Source organism: Klebsiella huaxiensis (assembly GCF_003261575.2).
Lineage (GTDB): Bacteria > Pseudomonadota > Gammaproteobacteria > Enterobacterales > Enterobacteriaceae > Klebsiella > Klebsiella huaxiensis.
Window position 1 is genome coordinate 1699837 of record NZ_CP036175.1, and the last position, 14726, is coordinate 1714562.

Genomic DNA, 14726 nt, shown 5'->3' on the forward strand with positions numbered 1-14726 from the left:
ATTAAAAGTATGGCAACATGTTCATTTTTTACCTTGTTTTTGCACAACTTTTGTATTGCTAATTGTGATCAAAATGACGGATAAGAAAATTAACAATTATTAAAGTGCACGTCAATTGAGTTTCATAAATAGAAAAGGGCAGGATAAATGAAAAATATATTACTGGTTTGTGCCGCTGGAATGTCAACCAGCATGCTGGTAAAACGCATGCAGGAACATGCAGATTCGTTTGGTATTGCTGCTAATATCAACGCATTGGCTATTTCAGAGGCCAAGGAAATAATCAAAAAAAATGAAGTGGATGTCGTCCTGTTAGGCCCTCAGGTCCGTTTTCAGAAGCGTGAAATTGAAGAAATTGTGCAAGGTAGGATACCGGTTGCCGTGATTGATATGAAATATTATGGTCAGATGGATGGCAAAGCCGTATTAGAAAACGCGCTGGCATTACTGACAAATTAACCATCTTTCTGATTTTAACTCCAATAAAGCGTGTGGGATTCATTGCCTGCATATCCTGTTTTATAATTTATTATGATAAATAAGGGTTCATCATGAGTTTTATGGATACCTTTGAACGTGGCATGGAAAAAATTCTCGTCCCCATTGCCATTAAATTAAATTCTCAGATCCACGTTTCAGCCATCCGTGATGCATTTATTCTCTCTTTTCCAATTGTCATGGCCAGCTCGCTGATTATTTTAATCAACTTTGCTATTTTATCCCCGGATGGATTTATCGCGAGTATTTTACATCTAGGAGCGATATTCCCAAACCTTGCCGATGCGCAGCAAGTTTTTACTCCGGTGATGAACGGCTCAGTCAATATTATGGCCGTACTGATAACCTTCCTTGTGGCCCGCAATATTGCCATCAGCTACCAACAGGATGATCTGCTCTGCGGCCTGACGGCAATCGGTGCTTTCTTTGTCGTGTATACGCCTTATACCATCATTGATGGACAGGCTTATTTGACCACGAAATACCTTGGCCCACAGGGGCTATTTGTGGCTATTATCGTGGCTCTGATCTCCAGTGAGATATTCAGCCGCCTGGCGCGCAACCCTAAAGTGACAATTAACATGCCAGCGGCGGTTCCGCCTGCTGTGGCACGCTCATTTAAGGTTCTGCTGCCTATCTTCTTTGTGATGATTTTCTTCTCAATCATCAACTATCTGCTGACGCGTATTTCTCCTGACGGCCTGAACGATCTGATTTACACGCTGATTCAGGCACCGCTAAAAGATATGGGGACCAATATCGTCACGGTGCTGGTACTCGGGCTGGTGGCAAACTTTCTGTGGGTATTAGGGATTCATGGGCCGAATACCGTGGCGGCGATTCGGGAAGCTATTTTTTCTGAAGCTAATCTGGAAAACCTCTCTTACGCAGCTTCTCACGGTACCACCTGGGGAGCACCTTACCCGATAACCTGGACCGGCATTAACGATGCTTTCGCAAACTGTGGTGGCTCAGGAATGACGCTGGGCCTGCTGCTGGCGATCTTTATCGCTTCGCGGCGAAAAGATTACCGCGATCTGGCGAAAATGGCGTTTGTCCCGGGTTTGTTTAATATTAATGAGCCGGTGATGTTTGGCCTGCCGATTGTTCTTAACCCGATTTTGGTCATCCCGTTTATTCTGGTACCTTTTGTAAACTCATTAATTGGCTACTTTTTTATCAGCATGGAGTTTATTCCGCCGATCGCTTATGCCGTTCCGTGGACGACGCCAGGGCCGCTAATTGCCTTCTTTGGCACAGGTGGTAACTGGCTGGCCTTGTTTGTTGGCATCCTGTGTCTGGCCGTTTCCACGATTATCTATTTACCCTTTGTGATTGCCGCGAATAAGGTAAACACCGCTGCAACTGCTGAATGATTCTGCCTGCCTTCAGTCGACTGACTGAAGGCAAATTATAACAATCTATAAAGGTATTCTATGTATTCAAGTAAATTGAAGGTTAGCTTATTGTCTTTATCCGTACTTCTGGCTTATTCATCAACAGACGCAATAGCGGCAAAATTAACAATTGAACAGCGCCTTGAATTATTGGAGTCTGAATTATCAGCAAATAAAAAAGAGCTACAAAAAACGCAATCGCAACTGTCGAGCTATAAAGATAAAGTGGCGGTATTACAACAAAGCATCAAAGAGAACGAAAAGAGAGAGGTAACTGCGGGCTATCCTGGTGCCACCTCGCCGGTCGCCGATAATATTGCGAATGAGAATAGTGAAATCAGCAAGAGAGCCATCCCGGCAGAGGTCACTGCGACGCAGCAGGTTGCCGTAATTAATACCGATGGTAAGAAAACGAAAGTTGAAAGCGTCACCATGAAGGATCTCAGCAAGTTTATTAAAGACGATATCGGCTTTAGCTATCAGGGATATTTACGTTCCGGGTGGGGAACCTCTAACCATGGCTCATCGCAGACTTATGCCGCAGGGTCATTGGGCCGCTTCGGTAACGAAATGAGCGGCTGGTTTGACCTGACGCTCAACCAACGTGTTTATAACCAGGATGGCAAAACGGCCAATGCGGTCGTGACCTATGATGGCAACGTTGGCGAACAGTATAATGATGCGTGGTTTGGCGATAGCGACAACGAAAATATCCTCCAGTTCAGCGATATTTTCCTTACCACCAGAGGCTTCTTGCCATTTGCTCCTGAGGCCGATTTTTGGGTTGGTAAGCATAAACTGCCGGAATATGAGATTCAGATGCTGGACTGGAAATCGCTTACCACAGATGTGGCAGCCGGCGTAGGTATTCAGAACTGGGCGCTGGGCGTGGGCCAACTTGACGCTTCGCTAAGCCGCAATGATGTTGATGTGTATTCACGTGACTTCTCGAACACCACGCAAATGAATACCAACTCTGTTGATATTCGTTACCGCAATATTCCGCTGTGGCGGGATGGAGCGCTGTCATTGATGGGTAAATACGCTTTTGCCAATAAGAATGATCAGCAGGAGAAAAACGAGGATAACGGCAGCTACTTTAAACTTAAAGATACCTGGATGGCGACCGGAATTGTGCGTCAGGAACTGGATCGCAAAGGTTTTAATGAGTTTACCCTACAGGTGGCGAATAACTCTTACGCCAGTAGTTTTTCTAATTTTTCCGGGGCCAGTAACTCAATGGCGGCGGGACGTTACTACTATGGCGATCACTCGAATGGGGTTGCCTGGCGCTTGATTTCTCAGGGCGAAATGTATCTGGCCGAGCGGATTATTATGGCCAACGCGCTGGTCTGGTCGCACGGTAGCGATATCTATAGCTATGAAAGCGGGGCGCACAGCGACTTTGATAGCTTCCGGGCGGTGATCCGCCCGGCATGGATTTGGGATACCTGGAACCAAAGCGGCGTTGAATTAGGCTGGTTTGCGCAGAAAAACAAAACTGAGCAGGGGCGCTCTCTGAAAGAGTCTGCGTATAAAACGACGCTTTATCACGCCCTCAAGGTTGGACCAAGCCTGTTAGGCTCTCGTCCTGAAATTCGCTTCTACGGAACATATATTAATATTCTCGACAACGAGCTGTCGCAGTTTAAATTTAATGACAATAGTAAGGATGAGTTTATGTTTGGCGTTCAGGCTGAAGTCTGGTGGTAATCGCTGAATAATTCACTTAACGCCCGCCCAATGCGGGCGTTAATGCAATAAAAAACATCTTGTTTTTCTGATGTGACATGTTACTTGAAAATCATTTTTTACATGGCTTCCCATCGCTATTTATCCGGCTATAGTGAAGTCACTCTATCCTAATGGAATATTATAATGATTAAACTAATTATCACCGATCTTGATGGAACATTTCTGAATAGTCATGGCGATTATAATCGTCAGCTGTTCACGCAGGTTAAACAGATCATGCAGGAACAAGGAGTAAATTTTGCCCTCTGTACTGGCAAACAATGTGAACGTGTCGAAGAATTATTCGGTAAAGAGGCCAGCGATTTCTGGATCCTTGGCGATAGCGCCACGCGAATTAAGCACGGCGGAGAGTATATTTATCAATCCCTTATTGATAATGCCCTGGGACGCGAGATGATTGGCGTACTGGAAGAGGTGAATAAGGAACCTGTCATTATTGCCTGTACCGCCGAAGGCGCATTTATTCGAGATTCTGTCTCTCCGCAAATGTTGCAAAAAGTCAAAATGTCGTATGCTAAAGTGATTCAGGTTGCTGATTTTTCTGAAGTGAAATATGACTTTGTGAAAATATCCGTATTTGATATTAAAGGGCGCTGCCCGCAAATTAAACCATTCCTCGCCCCTTACTTTGATAAGGCCTATATAGTGGTATCAGAAGATGCGTGGATTGATATTGCTGACGTTGGAGTTCACAAAGGCCATACGGTAGAGATTTTACAAAACCAACTGAATGCTACCGCAGAGGAGACGATGGTCTTTGGCGACGGTTTGAACGACATCGAACTGATGACTCGGGCGACCTGGAGCTTTGCGATGCGTAATGCGTTTGAAGAAACGAAACGGGCGGCGAACTTTATTACCGGAACAAATGATGATGATGCCGTAATGACCACCATCATACGTTTGCTATCGCTACAGGATTCAGGCCGCCAGCCACAACAGGCCAAGCACTACGATTAACGTCAGCACGATAACCCACGGTTTTTTAAATACTAACCACGGTGACGATGGCGGAGCCTGGACTGCTGGGATCGCCAGCGTTTCCTGCGCTCTGGCGACCCTGAGCACGAAAATTTTGTTAAGCAACATCAGCAACTGAGCTGGGCTGAGCGGCGTTTGAGCCGATGCATGCCAGCTACTTTGCGCAAAATCCATGACTCTCTGCCACTCACCGGTTTCCAGGGGCTGTTTTAACGCGGCTTTTAGTGAGGTTAGCGTCGGCGCTGTCTGCGAGCTGAGCGTTTGCCGCGCGTGTAGCCAGTAAGACAGAGGAGTAAAGTGGGTGGCCGGGATCAGTTCCCCACTTTTTACGCCGCTAAGTTCCAGCATGGATTGCCAGATAAGTTTGCTGGATTCGCCGGTGGCAGCGGCAAGTTTTGTCACCTGTTGATTCAGCGTATTGTGCTCTGCTGGCAGCAGTGGACGCCGTGTTGGCGGGCGCTGCTGTGGCTGAGGGATCGACAACTGACCGCTTTGCAGTAATTGCAGGACATTTTCCAGCTGCGGGAGGGTCAATGCTTGCAGTGCTGTCTGTCCATCATGCTGGCGGATGTAATCGCTGACCGCCTGGCGATTATTTCCCTGATTCAAAAGCTCGGTTAGCTGCGCCAGAATTTGTCGACGATGATGATTTTGTTGCGCGAGGATTAAGCGCTGGTTCAGGCTGTGCTCGGCGGCCTCAAAATGGCTCGCCAGCAGCGGCGCGTCGTTTTTCAGGCTCAGATCGTGTTTAACGCAGGCCCACACCTCGGCATTCTGCTGCGATGTTAACGCCACCAGACGCGTAATCAACCGCTCAAGTACGGTACGCTGCTGCGTGGTGAGCGGAGGTTCGCCTGTCCCCGGAGGGCGATCGGACATACCTGAAACGGGTTGTGTCATGACTAATCCTTCTACATAAGGCCGGGGGATGATGTTCCTGGCGGCGAGATTATGGCACACTTCCCCGGTTTACTCTCGCTCTCAGACAGGTACTGAACCGTGAAAATCCTCGTTGATGAAAATATGCCCTATGCGCGTGAGCTTTTTAGTCGCCTGGGGGAAGTGAAGGCCGTTGCTGGTCGTCCTGTTCCGGCTGAAGCGCTGAATGACGCCGATGCTCTGATGGTTCGCTCGGTCACCAAAGTTAACGAAACGCTGCTCTCTGGCAGGGCTATCAAATTTGTCGGCACCGCGACTGCGGGTACCGATCATGTCGATCAGGTGTGGCTCCAGCAGGCGGGGATTGGTTTTTCCGCAGCACCAGGCTGCAATGCCATCGCTGTAGTAGAATATGTGTTTTCGGCGCTGTTAATGCTGGCTGAACGTGATGGTTTTGCGCTGACCGATCGCACGGTTGGGATCGTGGGTGTAGGCAATGTCGGCGGGCGTCTGCAAAAACGCCTTGAGGCGCTGGGGATCAAAACCCTGCTCTGCGATCCGCCTCGCGCCGATCGCGGTGATGAAGGCGATTTCCGCACTCTTGATGAGCTGGTGCAGGAAGCTGATGTTCTGACTTTCCATACTCCGCTCTATAAAGAAGGGCCGTATAAAACATTGCACCTGGCGGATGAGACGCTGATTAGCCGCCTTAAGCCGGGGGCGATTTTAATTAACGCCTGCCGTGGGCCGGTGGTTGATAACGCCGCGCTGCTCAGGCGTTTGCAGGATAATCAGGCGCTAAGCGTGGTGCTTGATGTCTGGGAGCCTGAGCCCGATCTCAATACCGAATTGCTTAAGCGGGTTGATATTGGCACCGCGCATATTGCGGGCTATACCCTTGAAGGCAAAGCGCGTGGTACGACGCAGGTTTTTGAGGCTTACAGCGCATTTATCGGTCATCCGCAGCAGGTGGCTCTGGACACTCTGTTGCCCGCGCCTGAGTTTGGTCGCATCACTTTGCATGGGCCGCTCGATCAGGCAACGCTAAAACGACTGGCGCATTTGGTGTATGATGTGCGCCGCGATGATGCGCCGCTGCGAAAAGTCGCAGGGGTTGCTGGTGAGTTCGACAAGCTGCGCAAAAATTATCAGGAACGCCGTGAATGGTCTTCGTTGTATGTTCAATGCAGCGACGAACCGGCGGCGACGCTGTTGCGTCAGTTAGGCTTTAATGCCATGCATCATCCCATCCGTTAATATCTTCTTAATGCTCCTGCTGGATAATCCGGCAGGGCCGCTTTTTTCTGGAGTACACCACCATGTCTGAAGGCTGGAATATTGCCGTACTGGGCGCAACGGGCGCCGTAGGCGAAGCCCTGTTCGAAACCCTTGCCGATCGTCAGTTCCCGGTGGGGGATATTTATGCGCTGGCGCGTAATGAAAGCGCCGGTGAGCATCTGCGTTTTTCGGGTAAGTCGGTTATCGTTCAGGATGCTGCTGAATTCGACTGGACTCAGGCCCAGCTGGCCTTTTTTGCCGCCGGTGTAGAAGCGAGCGCCGCGTATATCGAAGACGCCACTAACGCGGGTTGTCTGGTGATTGATTTAAGTGGTCTGTTTGCGCTTGAACCGGACGTGCCGCTGGTGGTGCCGGATGTGAACCCGTTCGTACTGGCGGATTACCGTAATCGCAACGTTATTGCGGTACCGAATAGCCTGACCAGCCAGCTGCTTGCAGCGTTAAAACCGCTGATCGATCAGGGTGGCCTGTCGCGTATTAGCGTGACCAATCTGCTGTCTGCTTCCGCTCACGGTAAAAAAGCGGTCGATGCGCTGGCGGGGCAGAGCGCTAAATTGCTTAACGGCATTCCGGTTGATGAGGACGATTTCTTTGGCCGCCAGCTGGCGTTCAACATGTTGCCGCTATTGCCCGATCGTGAAGGTAGCGTGCGCGAAGAGCGTCGTATCGTCGATGAAGTCCGCAAGATTTTGCAAGATGACGGCCTGATGATCTCCGCAAGTGTGGTGCAGTCCCCGGTATTCTACGGTCATGCGCAAATGGTAGGCTTTGAAGCGCAGCGCCCGCTGTCGGCGGAAGAAGCGCGTGATGCCTTTGCCCGTGGTGAAGATATCGAGCTGTCCGAAGAAGGTGAGTTCCCGACTCAGGTCGGCGACGCTTCCGGCACCGTGCGCCTTTCCATCGGCTGCGTGCATAATGATTATGGTATGCCGGAGCAGGTGCAGTTCTGGTCAGTGGCCGATAACGTCCGTTTTGGCGGCGCGCTGATGGCGGTGAAAATCGCTGAGAAACTGGTCCAGGAGTATTTGTACTAATGTCTGAGATGGAGCAGCCGCCGGTCTATAGAATTGCGCTGGGCATCGAGTATGACGGTAGCAAATACTACGGTTGGCAGCGGCAGAATGAAGTTCGCAGCGTGCAGGAAAAACTGGAAAAGGCGCTTTCGCAGGTTGCTAATGAACCGGTGAGCGTATTATGTGCCGGTCGTACCGATGCCGGAGTTCATGGTACCGGTCAGGTGGTGCATTTTGAAACCCGTGCATTACGTAAAGACGTGGCATGGACGCTGGGAGTTAATGCGAATTTACCTGGCGATATCGCGGTACGTTGGGTTAAGCAAGTTCCACCGGACTTTCATGCCCGGTTCAGCGCCACGGCGCGCCGCTATCGCTACGTCATCTATAATCATCGCCTGCGACCGGCGGTATTAGGTCGGGGCGTGACTCACTATTACCATCCCCTGGATGCTGAGCGGATGCAGCGCGCAGCCCAGTGTCTGCTGGGGGAAAATGATTTCACCTCGTTTCGTGCGGTACAGTGCCAGTCGCGCACCCCGTGGCGTAACGTGATGCATATTAACGTCACCCGTTATGGTGCATATGTGGTGGTGGATATCAAAGCGAATGCCTTTGTACATCATATGGTAAGGAATATTGTAGGCAGTCTGATGGAAGTAGGTGCCGGTAACCAGCCAGAGAGCTGGATTGCAGAACTTCTGGCGGCAAAAGACAGGACTCTGGCCGCTGCAACGGCAAAAGCGGAAGGATTGTATCTGGTGTCGGTGGATTATCCGGCCCGCTACGACCTGCCGGTAATGCCGATGGGCCCGCTGTTTCTGGCGGACTAACCTGGTTATTAAGGGCTAACGCAAACTATGGATCTGATTCGTTTTTTAATTGATTTTATTTTACACATTGATGTGCACCTGGCTGAGCTGGTCGCGCAATACGGCATCTGGGTATACGCGATTCTGTTTTTGATTCTGTTCTGTGAAACCGGCCTGGTGGTCACGCCGTTCCTGCCAGGTGACTCTCTGCTGTTTGTTGCGGGTGCTTTGTCGGCGTTGCCGACTAACGATCTCAACGTGCACTTGATGGTGGCGCTGATGGTGGTTGCTGCGATTATCGGCGATGCCCTGAACTACACCATCGGGCGGCTGTTTGGTGAAAAGTTATTCAGTAATCCCAATTCAAAAATTTTCCGCCGCAGCTACCTGGATAAAACCCATGGCTTCTACGCTCGCCACGGCGGCAAGACCATAATCCTTGCTCGTTTTGTCCCGATCGTCAGAACCTTTGCGCCGTTTGTGGCGGGAATGGGACATATGTCCTATCGTCATTTTGCGATGTATAACGTGGTTGGCGCGCTGCTGTGGGTGCTGCTGTTCACCTACGCGGGTTATCTGTTTGGCGATTTGCCGATCGTGCAGGAAAATCTTAAGCTGCTAATCGTGGCGATTATCGTGCTTTCCGTACTGCCAGGGGTGATTGAAATCATTCGCCACAAGCGTGCTGCGGCGAAACAGGCGAAATAACGTTGCGGTTATCTTCGGGCGGTATGCCGCCGTCCGAAGAGTGAAGTGTGAGCGGTTCGACCACTTTTTTATCCCATGTTACGGGATGTTATGATTTAATGTGCAACATTCATGGTCTGTAAGGGGCAAAAATGGCATTATGCGCCCCTTGCGACAAAACTGGCATCGACCAGGTTCAGGTAGAAAGGTTATCAATGAGCTGGATTGAACGAATTAAAAGCAATATAACCCCCACCCGTAAGGCGAGTATTCCTGAAGGTGTATGGACCAAGTGCGACAGCTGCGGTCAGGTACTGTACCGCGCAGAGCTGGAGCGCAACCTGGAGGTTTGCCCTAAGTGCGATCACCACATGCGTATGTCGGCGCGTAACCGCCTGCATAGCCTGCTGGACGAAGGTTCCCTCGTGGAGCTGGGAAGTGAGCTCGAGCCAAAAGATGTGCTGAAGTTCCGCGATTCGAAAAAGTATAAAGACCGTCTGGCATCAGCCCAGAAAGAGACTGGCGAAAAAGACGCGCTGGTGGTCATGAAAGGCACCCTGCATGAAATGCCGGTTGTTGCCGCCGCTTTCGAATTCTCCTTTATGGGCGGTTCAATGGGCTCTGTCGTCGGCGCGCGCTTTGTTCGTGCGGTTGAACAGGCTCTGGAAGACAACTGTCCGCTGATTTGTTTCTCCGCTTCCGGCGGCGCGCGTATGCAGGAAGCGCTGATGTCGCTGATGCAGATGGCGAAAACCTCCGCTGCGCTGGCGAAAATGCAGGAGCGCGGCATGCCGTATATCTCCGTGCTGACCGACCCAACCATGGGCGGTGTCTCGGCGAGCTTTGCTATGTTGGGCGATTTGAACATCGCTGAGCCAAAAGCGCTGATCGGTTTTGCCGGTCCCCGCGTTATTGAGCAGACCGTTCGTGAGAAGCTGCCGCCGGGATTCCAGCGCAGTGAGTTCCTGATTGAAAAAGGGGCGATCGATATGATCGTTCGTCGCCCGGAAATGCGTCTGAAGCTGGCCAGTATTCTGGCGAAGCTGATGAACCTTCCGGCGCCAAATCCGGAACCCGTTCACGAAGGTGAGGTGGTGCCACCGGAGCCGGATCAGGAACCAGAGGCCTGATAATACAGAGGGCAGGCCTGACGGTGCTGCCCTTTTTTATACGCGTAGTTATCTTAACTCTTGCCGGACATCATGGAAAAACAACCTATTCCTCAGGCCGCGTCGCCCCTGGCTACGTGGCTTTCTTATCTGGAACATCTGCACAGCAAAACAATCGACCTGGGACTGGCGCGCGTCAGCGAGGTGGCTGTGCGGATGGCGGTATTAAAACCTGCGCCGTTTGTGTTCACGGTGGCGGGAACCAACGGCAAAGGAACGACCTGCCGTACCCTGGAATCGGTACTGATGGCCGCGGGCTTCAAAGTGGGTGTTTATAGTTCGCCGCATCTGGTGCGCTATACCGAGCGGGTGCGCGTACAAGGCGAAGAGCTGTCGGAACTTGCGCATACCACTTCCTTTGCTGAAATCGAAGCGGCGCGTGGCGAGATTTCTCTGAGCTATTTTGAATTTGGTACGCTTTCCGCGCTGTGGCTATTTCAGCAGGCGCAACTGGATGTCGTTATCCTTGAAGTGGGTCTCGGCGGTCGCCTGGATGCGACTAATATTGTTGATGCCGACGTGGCGGTAGTCACCAGTATTGCGCTTGACCATACGGACTGGCTGGGACCGGATCGCGAAAGCATTGGCCGCGAGAAGGCAGGTATTTTTCGCGGTGGTAAACCGGCTATCGTTGGTGAACCCGATATGCCCCAGACTATCGCCGAGGTTGCGAGCGAAAAGGGCGCGCAACTCCTGCGCCGCGACGTTGACTGGGGCTATGAGGCCGGTGAGCAGAGCTGGTCTTTCAGTGATGAAAACGGCGCACTCACCGACCTGCCGCTGCCACAGGTACCTATGCCGAATGCCGCAACTGCGCTCGCTGCCCTGCGTGCCAGCAAGCTCAAGGTTGACGAGCAGGCGATTCGCGACGGTATTCAAAAGGCGATGCTGCCGGGGCGTTTTCAGATAATTAGCGACACCCCGAGAGTCATCCTTGATGTTGCTCATAACCCGCATGCGGCGACGTATCTCGCCGGGCGTCTCAAAACCTTACCGAAAACGGGGCGCGTGCTGGCGGTTATTGGTATGCTGCATGATAAGGACATCGCCGGTACGCTGGAAAACCTGAAGGCGGAAGTTGACGATTGGTACTGTGCGCCGCTGGAAGGGCCGCGCGGCGCGACGGCAGAGCAACTGCTGGAACATTTACGCGCAGGCAAAGTCTATACCAGCGTTGTGCAGGCCTGGTACGCTGCGATGGCAGATGCCAGACCACAGGATACGGTGCTGGTGTGTGGTTCATTCCACACGGTGGCGCATGTAATGGAAGAGATAGACGCGGGGAGAATCGGTGGCGAGTAAGTTTCAGAACCGTTTAGTCGGGACGATCGTACTGGTGGCACTGGGGGTTATTATCCTGCCAGGGCTGCTTGATGGTCAGAAAAAACATTATCAGGATGAGTTTGCCGCAATCCCACTGGTACCAAAACCAGGCGACCGCGATGAGCCAGATATGCTACCAGCAGCGACTCAGACGCTGCCTTCGCAGCCTCCGGAAGGGGCCGCCGAAGAGGTGAGAGCTGGGGATGCAGCGGCACCGTCGCTTGATCCTTCGCGGATCCCGGTGAACAATAACAGTTTTGATGTGGTGCAGGAGCCGGTTGTCGCGCAAAAACCACAGCCGCAGCCTAAACCTCAACCGAAGCCGGTAGAGAAGCCGCAACCTCAGCCACCGCAGCAGGTCGCGGTGCAGACACCCGCGCCTAAACCGCAACAGCAGGCTGAAATTCCGGCTCCGACCGGTAAAGCCTATGTTGTGCAGTTAGGTGCGCTGAAGAACGCCGATAAGGTCAACGAGATCGTCGGTAAGCTGCGCGCCGCTGGCTTCAAAGTTTATACGTCGCCTTCGACGCCGGTGCAGGGTAAAATCACCCGTATTCTGGTCGGCCCGGATGCTTCGAAAGATAAGCTGAAGGGGCAACTTGGCGAGCTGAACAAGCTGTCCGGACTTAGCGGTGTAGTCATGGGCTTTAGCCCGAACTAACCTTCTCTTTTTTAATAAAGAAAGGTAGGGCCAGAGCACGGAAACCCCTGTCTGACGCGCCCTGAAGAGGCGAAAGGCAGTATGGCGTTGAATGTTTTTTCAGCGCCATTTTTATTTCTGTAGGGCATGGAAATCCCTACGCAAACGTTTTCTTTTTCTGTTAGAATGCGCCCCGAACCGGACGACAGGGCGTAAAATCGTGGGACGTATATGGTCTGGATTGATTACGCCATAATTGCGGTGATTGGTTTTTCCTCTTTGGTCAGCCTGATCCGCGGCTTTGTTCGTGAAGCTTTATCGCTGGTAACCTGGGGATGCGCTTTCTTTGTTGCCAGTCATTACTACACTTACCTGGCTGTCTGGTTCACGGGCTTTGAAGACGAACTGGTCCGAAATGGGATTGCTATCGCGATACTGTTTATCGCGACGCTTATCGTCGGCGCTATCGTTAACTTTGTGATAGGTCAGCTGGTGGAGAAAACCGGCCTGTCGGGTACCGACAGGGTGTTGGGGATCTGTTTTGGCGCCCTGCGCGGTGTGCTAATCGTCTCTGCGATTCTGTTTTTTCTCGATAGTTTTACCAGTATGGCGAAAAGCGATGACTGGCAAAAGTCTGAGCTTATCCCACAGTTCAGTTTCGTTATCAGATGGTTCTTTGACTATCTGCAGAGCTCGTCAAGTTTCTTGCCCAAAGCATAAGCGTTGGGATGTAGCTTAACGAGGAAAAGACGTATGTGCGGTATTGTCGGTATCGCCGGTGTTATGCCGGTAAACCAGTCGATTTATGACGCGTTAACGGTGCTTCAGCATCGTGGGCAGGATGCCGCAGGCATCATCACCATCGATGCGAACAACTGTTTTCGTTTGCGTAAAGCGAACGGGCTGGTGAGCGATGTGTTTGAAGCTCGCCATATGCAGCGTATGCAAGGCAATATGGGGATTGGTCACGTTCGTTACCCGACGGCTGGCAGCTCCAGCGCCTCCGAGGCTCAGCCTTTCTACGTCAACTCTCCATATGGCATTACGTTGGCGCACAACGGCAATCTGACTAATGCTCACGAGCTGCGTCAAAAGCTGTTTGAAGAAAAACGCCGCCACATCAACACCACCTCCGACTCCGAAATCCTGCTCAACATTTTTGCCAGCGAGCTGGATAATTTCCGCCATTATCCGCTGGAAGCAGACAACATTTTTGCGGCGATTGCCGCCACTAACCGCCAGATTCGCGGCGCTTATGCCTGCGTGGCGATGATTATCGGCCACGGCATGGTCGCCTTCCGCGACCCGAACGGCATCCGTCCGCTGGTGCTGGGCAAGCGTGATATTGGCGATGGCCGCACTGAGTATATGGTGGCCTCGGAAAGTGTTGCTCTGGATACCTTGGGCTTTGAGTTCTTACGTGACGTTGCGCCTGGCGAAGCGGTGTATATCACCGAAAAAGGCCAGTTGTTCACTCGCCAGTGCGCCGAGAACCCGGTTAGCAATCCGTGCCTGTTCGAATACGTTTACTTCGCGCGTCCGGATTCATTCATCGACAAAATTTCCGTCTACAGCGCCCGTGTGAATATGGGGACTAAGCTGGGGGCGAAAATTGCTCGCGAGTGGGAAGATCTTGATATTGATGTAGTGATTCCGATTCCAGAAACCTCCTGCGATATCGCGCTGGAAATTGCCCGTATCCTTGACAAGCCGTATCGCCAGGGCTTCGTGAAAAACCGCTACGTTGGTCGTACCTTTATCATGCCAGGCCAGCAGCTGCGTCGTAAGTCGGTGCGTCGTAAACTCAACGCCAACCGTGCCGAGTTCCGCGATAAGAATGTGCTGCTGGTCGATGACTCCATCGTTCGCGGCACTACTTCGGAACAGATTATCGAGATGGCGCGCGAAGCTGGGGCGAAGAAAGTGTATCTGGCGTCAGCGGCGCCGGAAATTCGCTTCCCGAACGTGTATGGCATTGATATGCCAACCGCGACTGAGCTGATTGCTCACGGGCGTGAAGTTGACGAGATTCGTCAGATCATCGGTGCAGATGGTTTGATTTTCCAGGATCTGGACGATCTGATTGACGCAGTCCGTGCGGAGAACCCGGATATTCAGCAGTTCGAATGCTCGGTTTTCAACGGTATCTACGTTACCAAAGACGTCGATCAGCAGTATCTGGATTATCTCGATTCCCTGCGTAACGACGATGCGAAAGCGGTTCAGCTGCAAAACGAAGTGGAAAATTTAGAGATGCATAACGAAGGGTAATC

General features: G+C 51.7%; 14 protein-coding genes. 13 read left to right on the forward strand and 1 reads right to left on the reverse strand.

The window, feature by feature from the left end; genetic code table 11:
• Positions 1 to 147: 147 nt before the first annotated feature.
• The 4 genes from DA718_RS08200 to DA718_RS08215 all read left to right on the forward strand — a co-directional run bounded on the left by DA718_RS08200 (position 148) and on the right by DA718_RS08215 (position 4610).
• On the forward strand, positions 148 to 459 hold the full coding sequence (locus tag DA718_RS08200; RefSeq protein WP_112212951.1) for a PTS sugar transporter subunit IIB: 312 nt from the start codon (positions 148 to 150) through the stop codon (positions 457 to 459).
• A 92-nt stretch (positions 460 to 551) separates the two neighbouring features.
• The gene (locus DA718_RS08205; protein WP_112212952.1) at positions 552 to 1874 is read left to right on the forward strand and encodes a PTS sugar transporter subunit IIC; all 1323 of its coding nucleotides are present in this window, start codon (positions 552 to 554) and stop codon (positions 1872 to 1874) included.
• A gap of 60 nt (positions 1875 to 1934) precedes the next feature.
• The gene (locus DA718_RS08210) at positions 1935 to 3608 is read left to right on the forward strand and encodes a carbohydrate porin (protein ID WP_112212953.1); all 1674 of its coding nucleotides are present in this window, start codon (positions 1935 to 1937) and stop codon (positions 3606 to 3608) included.
• 165 nt (positions 3609 to 3773) lie between these two features.
• Positions 3774 to 4610: an HAD family hydrolase gene (locus DA718_RS08215; protein ID WP_112212954.1), complete on the forward strand. Its 837-nt coding sequence runs from the start codon at positions 3774 to 3776 to the stop codon at positions 4608 to 4610.
• On the opposite strand, the gene flk is transcribed toward DA718_RS08215, so the two are convergent.
• Positions 4572 to 5531 carry a flagella biosynthesis regulator Flk gene (flk, locus tag DA718_RS08220; protein ID WP_112212955.1) on the reverse strand — a complete coding sequence of 320 codons (960 nt, stop codon included), beginning with the start codon at positions 5529 to 5531 and terminating at the stop codon, positions 4572 to 4574. The two genes, DA718_RS08215 and flk, sit on opposite strands and share 39 nt — an antisense overlap.
• Positions 5532 to 5630: 99 nt before the next feature.
• Between flk and pdxB the strand changes: the two genes are divergently transcribed.
• From pdxB to purF, 9 genes are all read left to right on the forward strand, one after another.
• Positions 5631 to 6767, forward strand: coding sequence for a 4-phosphoerythronate dehydrogenase PdxB (gene pdxB, locus DA718_RS08225; protein ID WP_142515607.1), 1137 nt, complete (start codon positions 5631 to 5633; stop codon positions 6765 to 6767).
• Positions 6768 to 6829: 62 nt separating this feature from the next.
• A complete protein-coding gene (locus tag DA718_RS08230; protein WP_112212956.1) occupies positions 6830 to 7843 on the forward strand; it encodes an aspartate-semialdehyde dehydrogenase in 1014 nt (337 codons plus the stop codon).
• Entirely contained in the window at positions 7843 to 8655 is an 813-nt protein-coding gene (gene truA, locus DA718_RS08235) for a tRNA pseudouridine(38-40) synthase TruA (protein ID WP_110272245.1), read from the forward strand. The genes DA718_RS08230 and truA overlap by 1 nt, the downstream gene beginning before the upstream one ends.
• 27 nt (positions 8656 to 8682) lie before the next feature.
• Positions 8683 to 9342, forward strand: coding sequence for a DedA family protein (locus DA718_RS08240; protein ID WP_110272246.1), 660 nt, complete (start codon positions 8683 to 8685; stop codon positions 9340 to 9342).
• Positions 9343 to 9536: 194 nt separating this feature from the next.
• Complete coding sequence (gene accD, locus DA718_RS08245) at positions 9537 to 10451, forward strand: acetyl-CoA carboxylase, carboxyltransferase subunit beta (protein WP_112212957.1); 915 nt, start codon at positions 9537 to 9539, stop codon at positions 10449 to 10451.
• Positions 10452 to 10523: 72 nt separating this feature from the next.
• Positions 10524 to 11792, forward strand: a complete 1269-nt coding sequence (gene folC, locus DA718_RS08250; protein ID WP_112212958.1) for a bifunctional tetrahydrofolate synthase/dihydrofolate synthase — start codon at positions 10524 to 10526, stop codon at positions 11790 to 11792.
• Positions 11782 to 12474, forward strand: a complete 693-nt coding sequence (dedD, locus tag DA718_RS08255; protein WP_112212959.1) for a cell division protein DedD — start codon at positions 11782 to 11784, stop codon at positions 12472 to 12474. Before folC ends, dedD begins: the two co-directional genes overlap by 11 nt.
• Positions 12475 to 12684: 210 nt before the next feature.
• On the forward strand, positions 12685 to 13173 hold the full coding sequence (gene cvpA / locus DA718_RS08260; RefSeq protein WP_110272250.1) for a colicin V production protein: 489 nt from the start codon (positions 12685 to 12687) through the stop codon (positions 13171 to 13173).
• Between the two features lie 33 nt (positions 13174 to 13206).
• A complete protein-coding gene (gene purF / locus DA718_RS08265) occupies positions 13207 to 14724 on the forward strand; it encodes an amidophosphoribosyltransferase (RefSeq protein ID WP_112212960.1) in 1518 nt (505 codons plus the stop codon).
• The last annotated feature ends 2 nt before the right edge of the window (positions 14725 to 14726 follow it).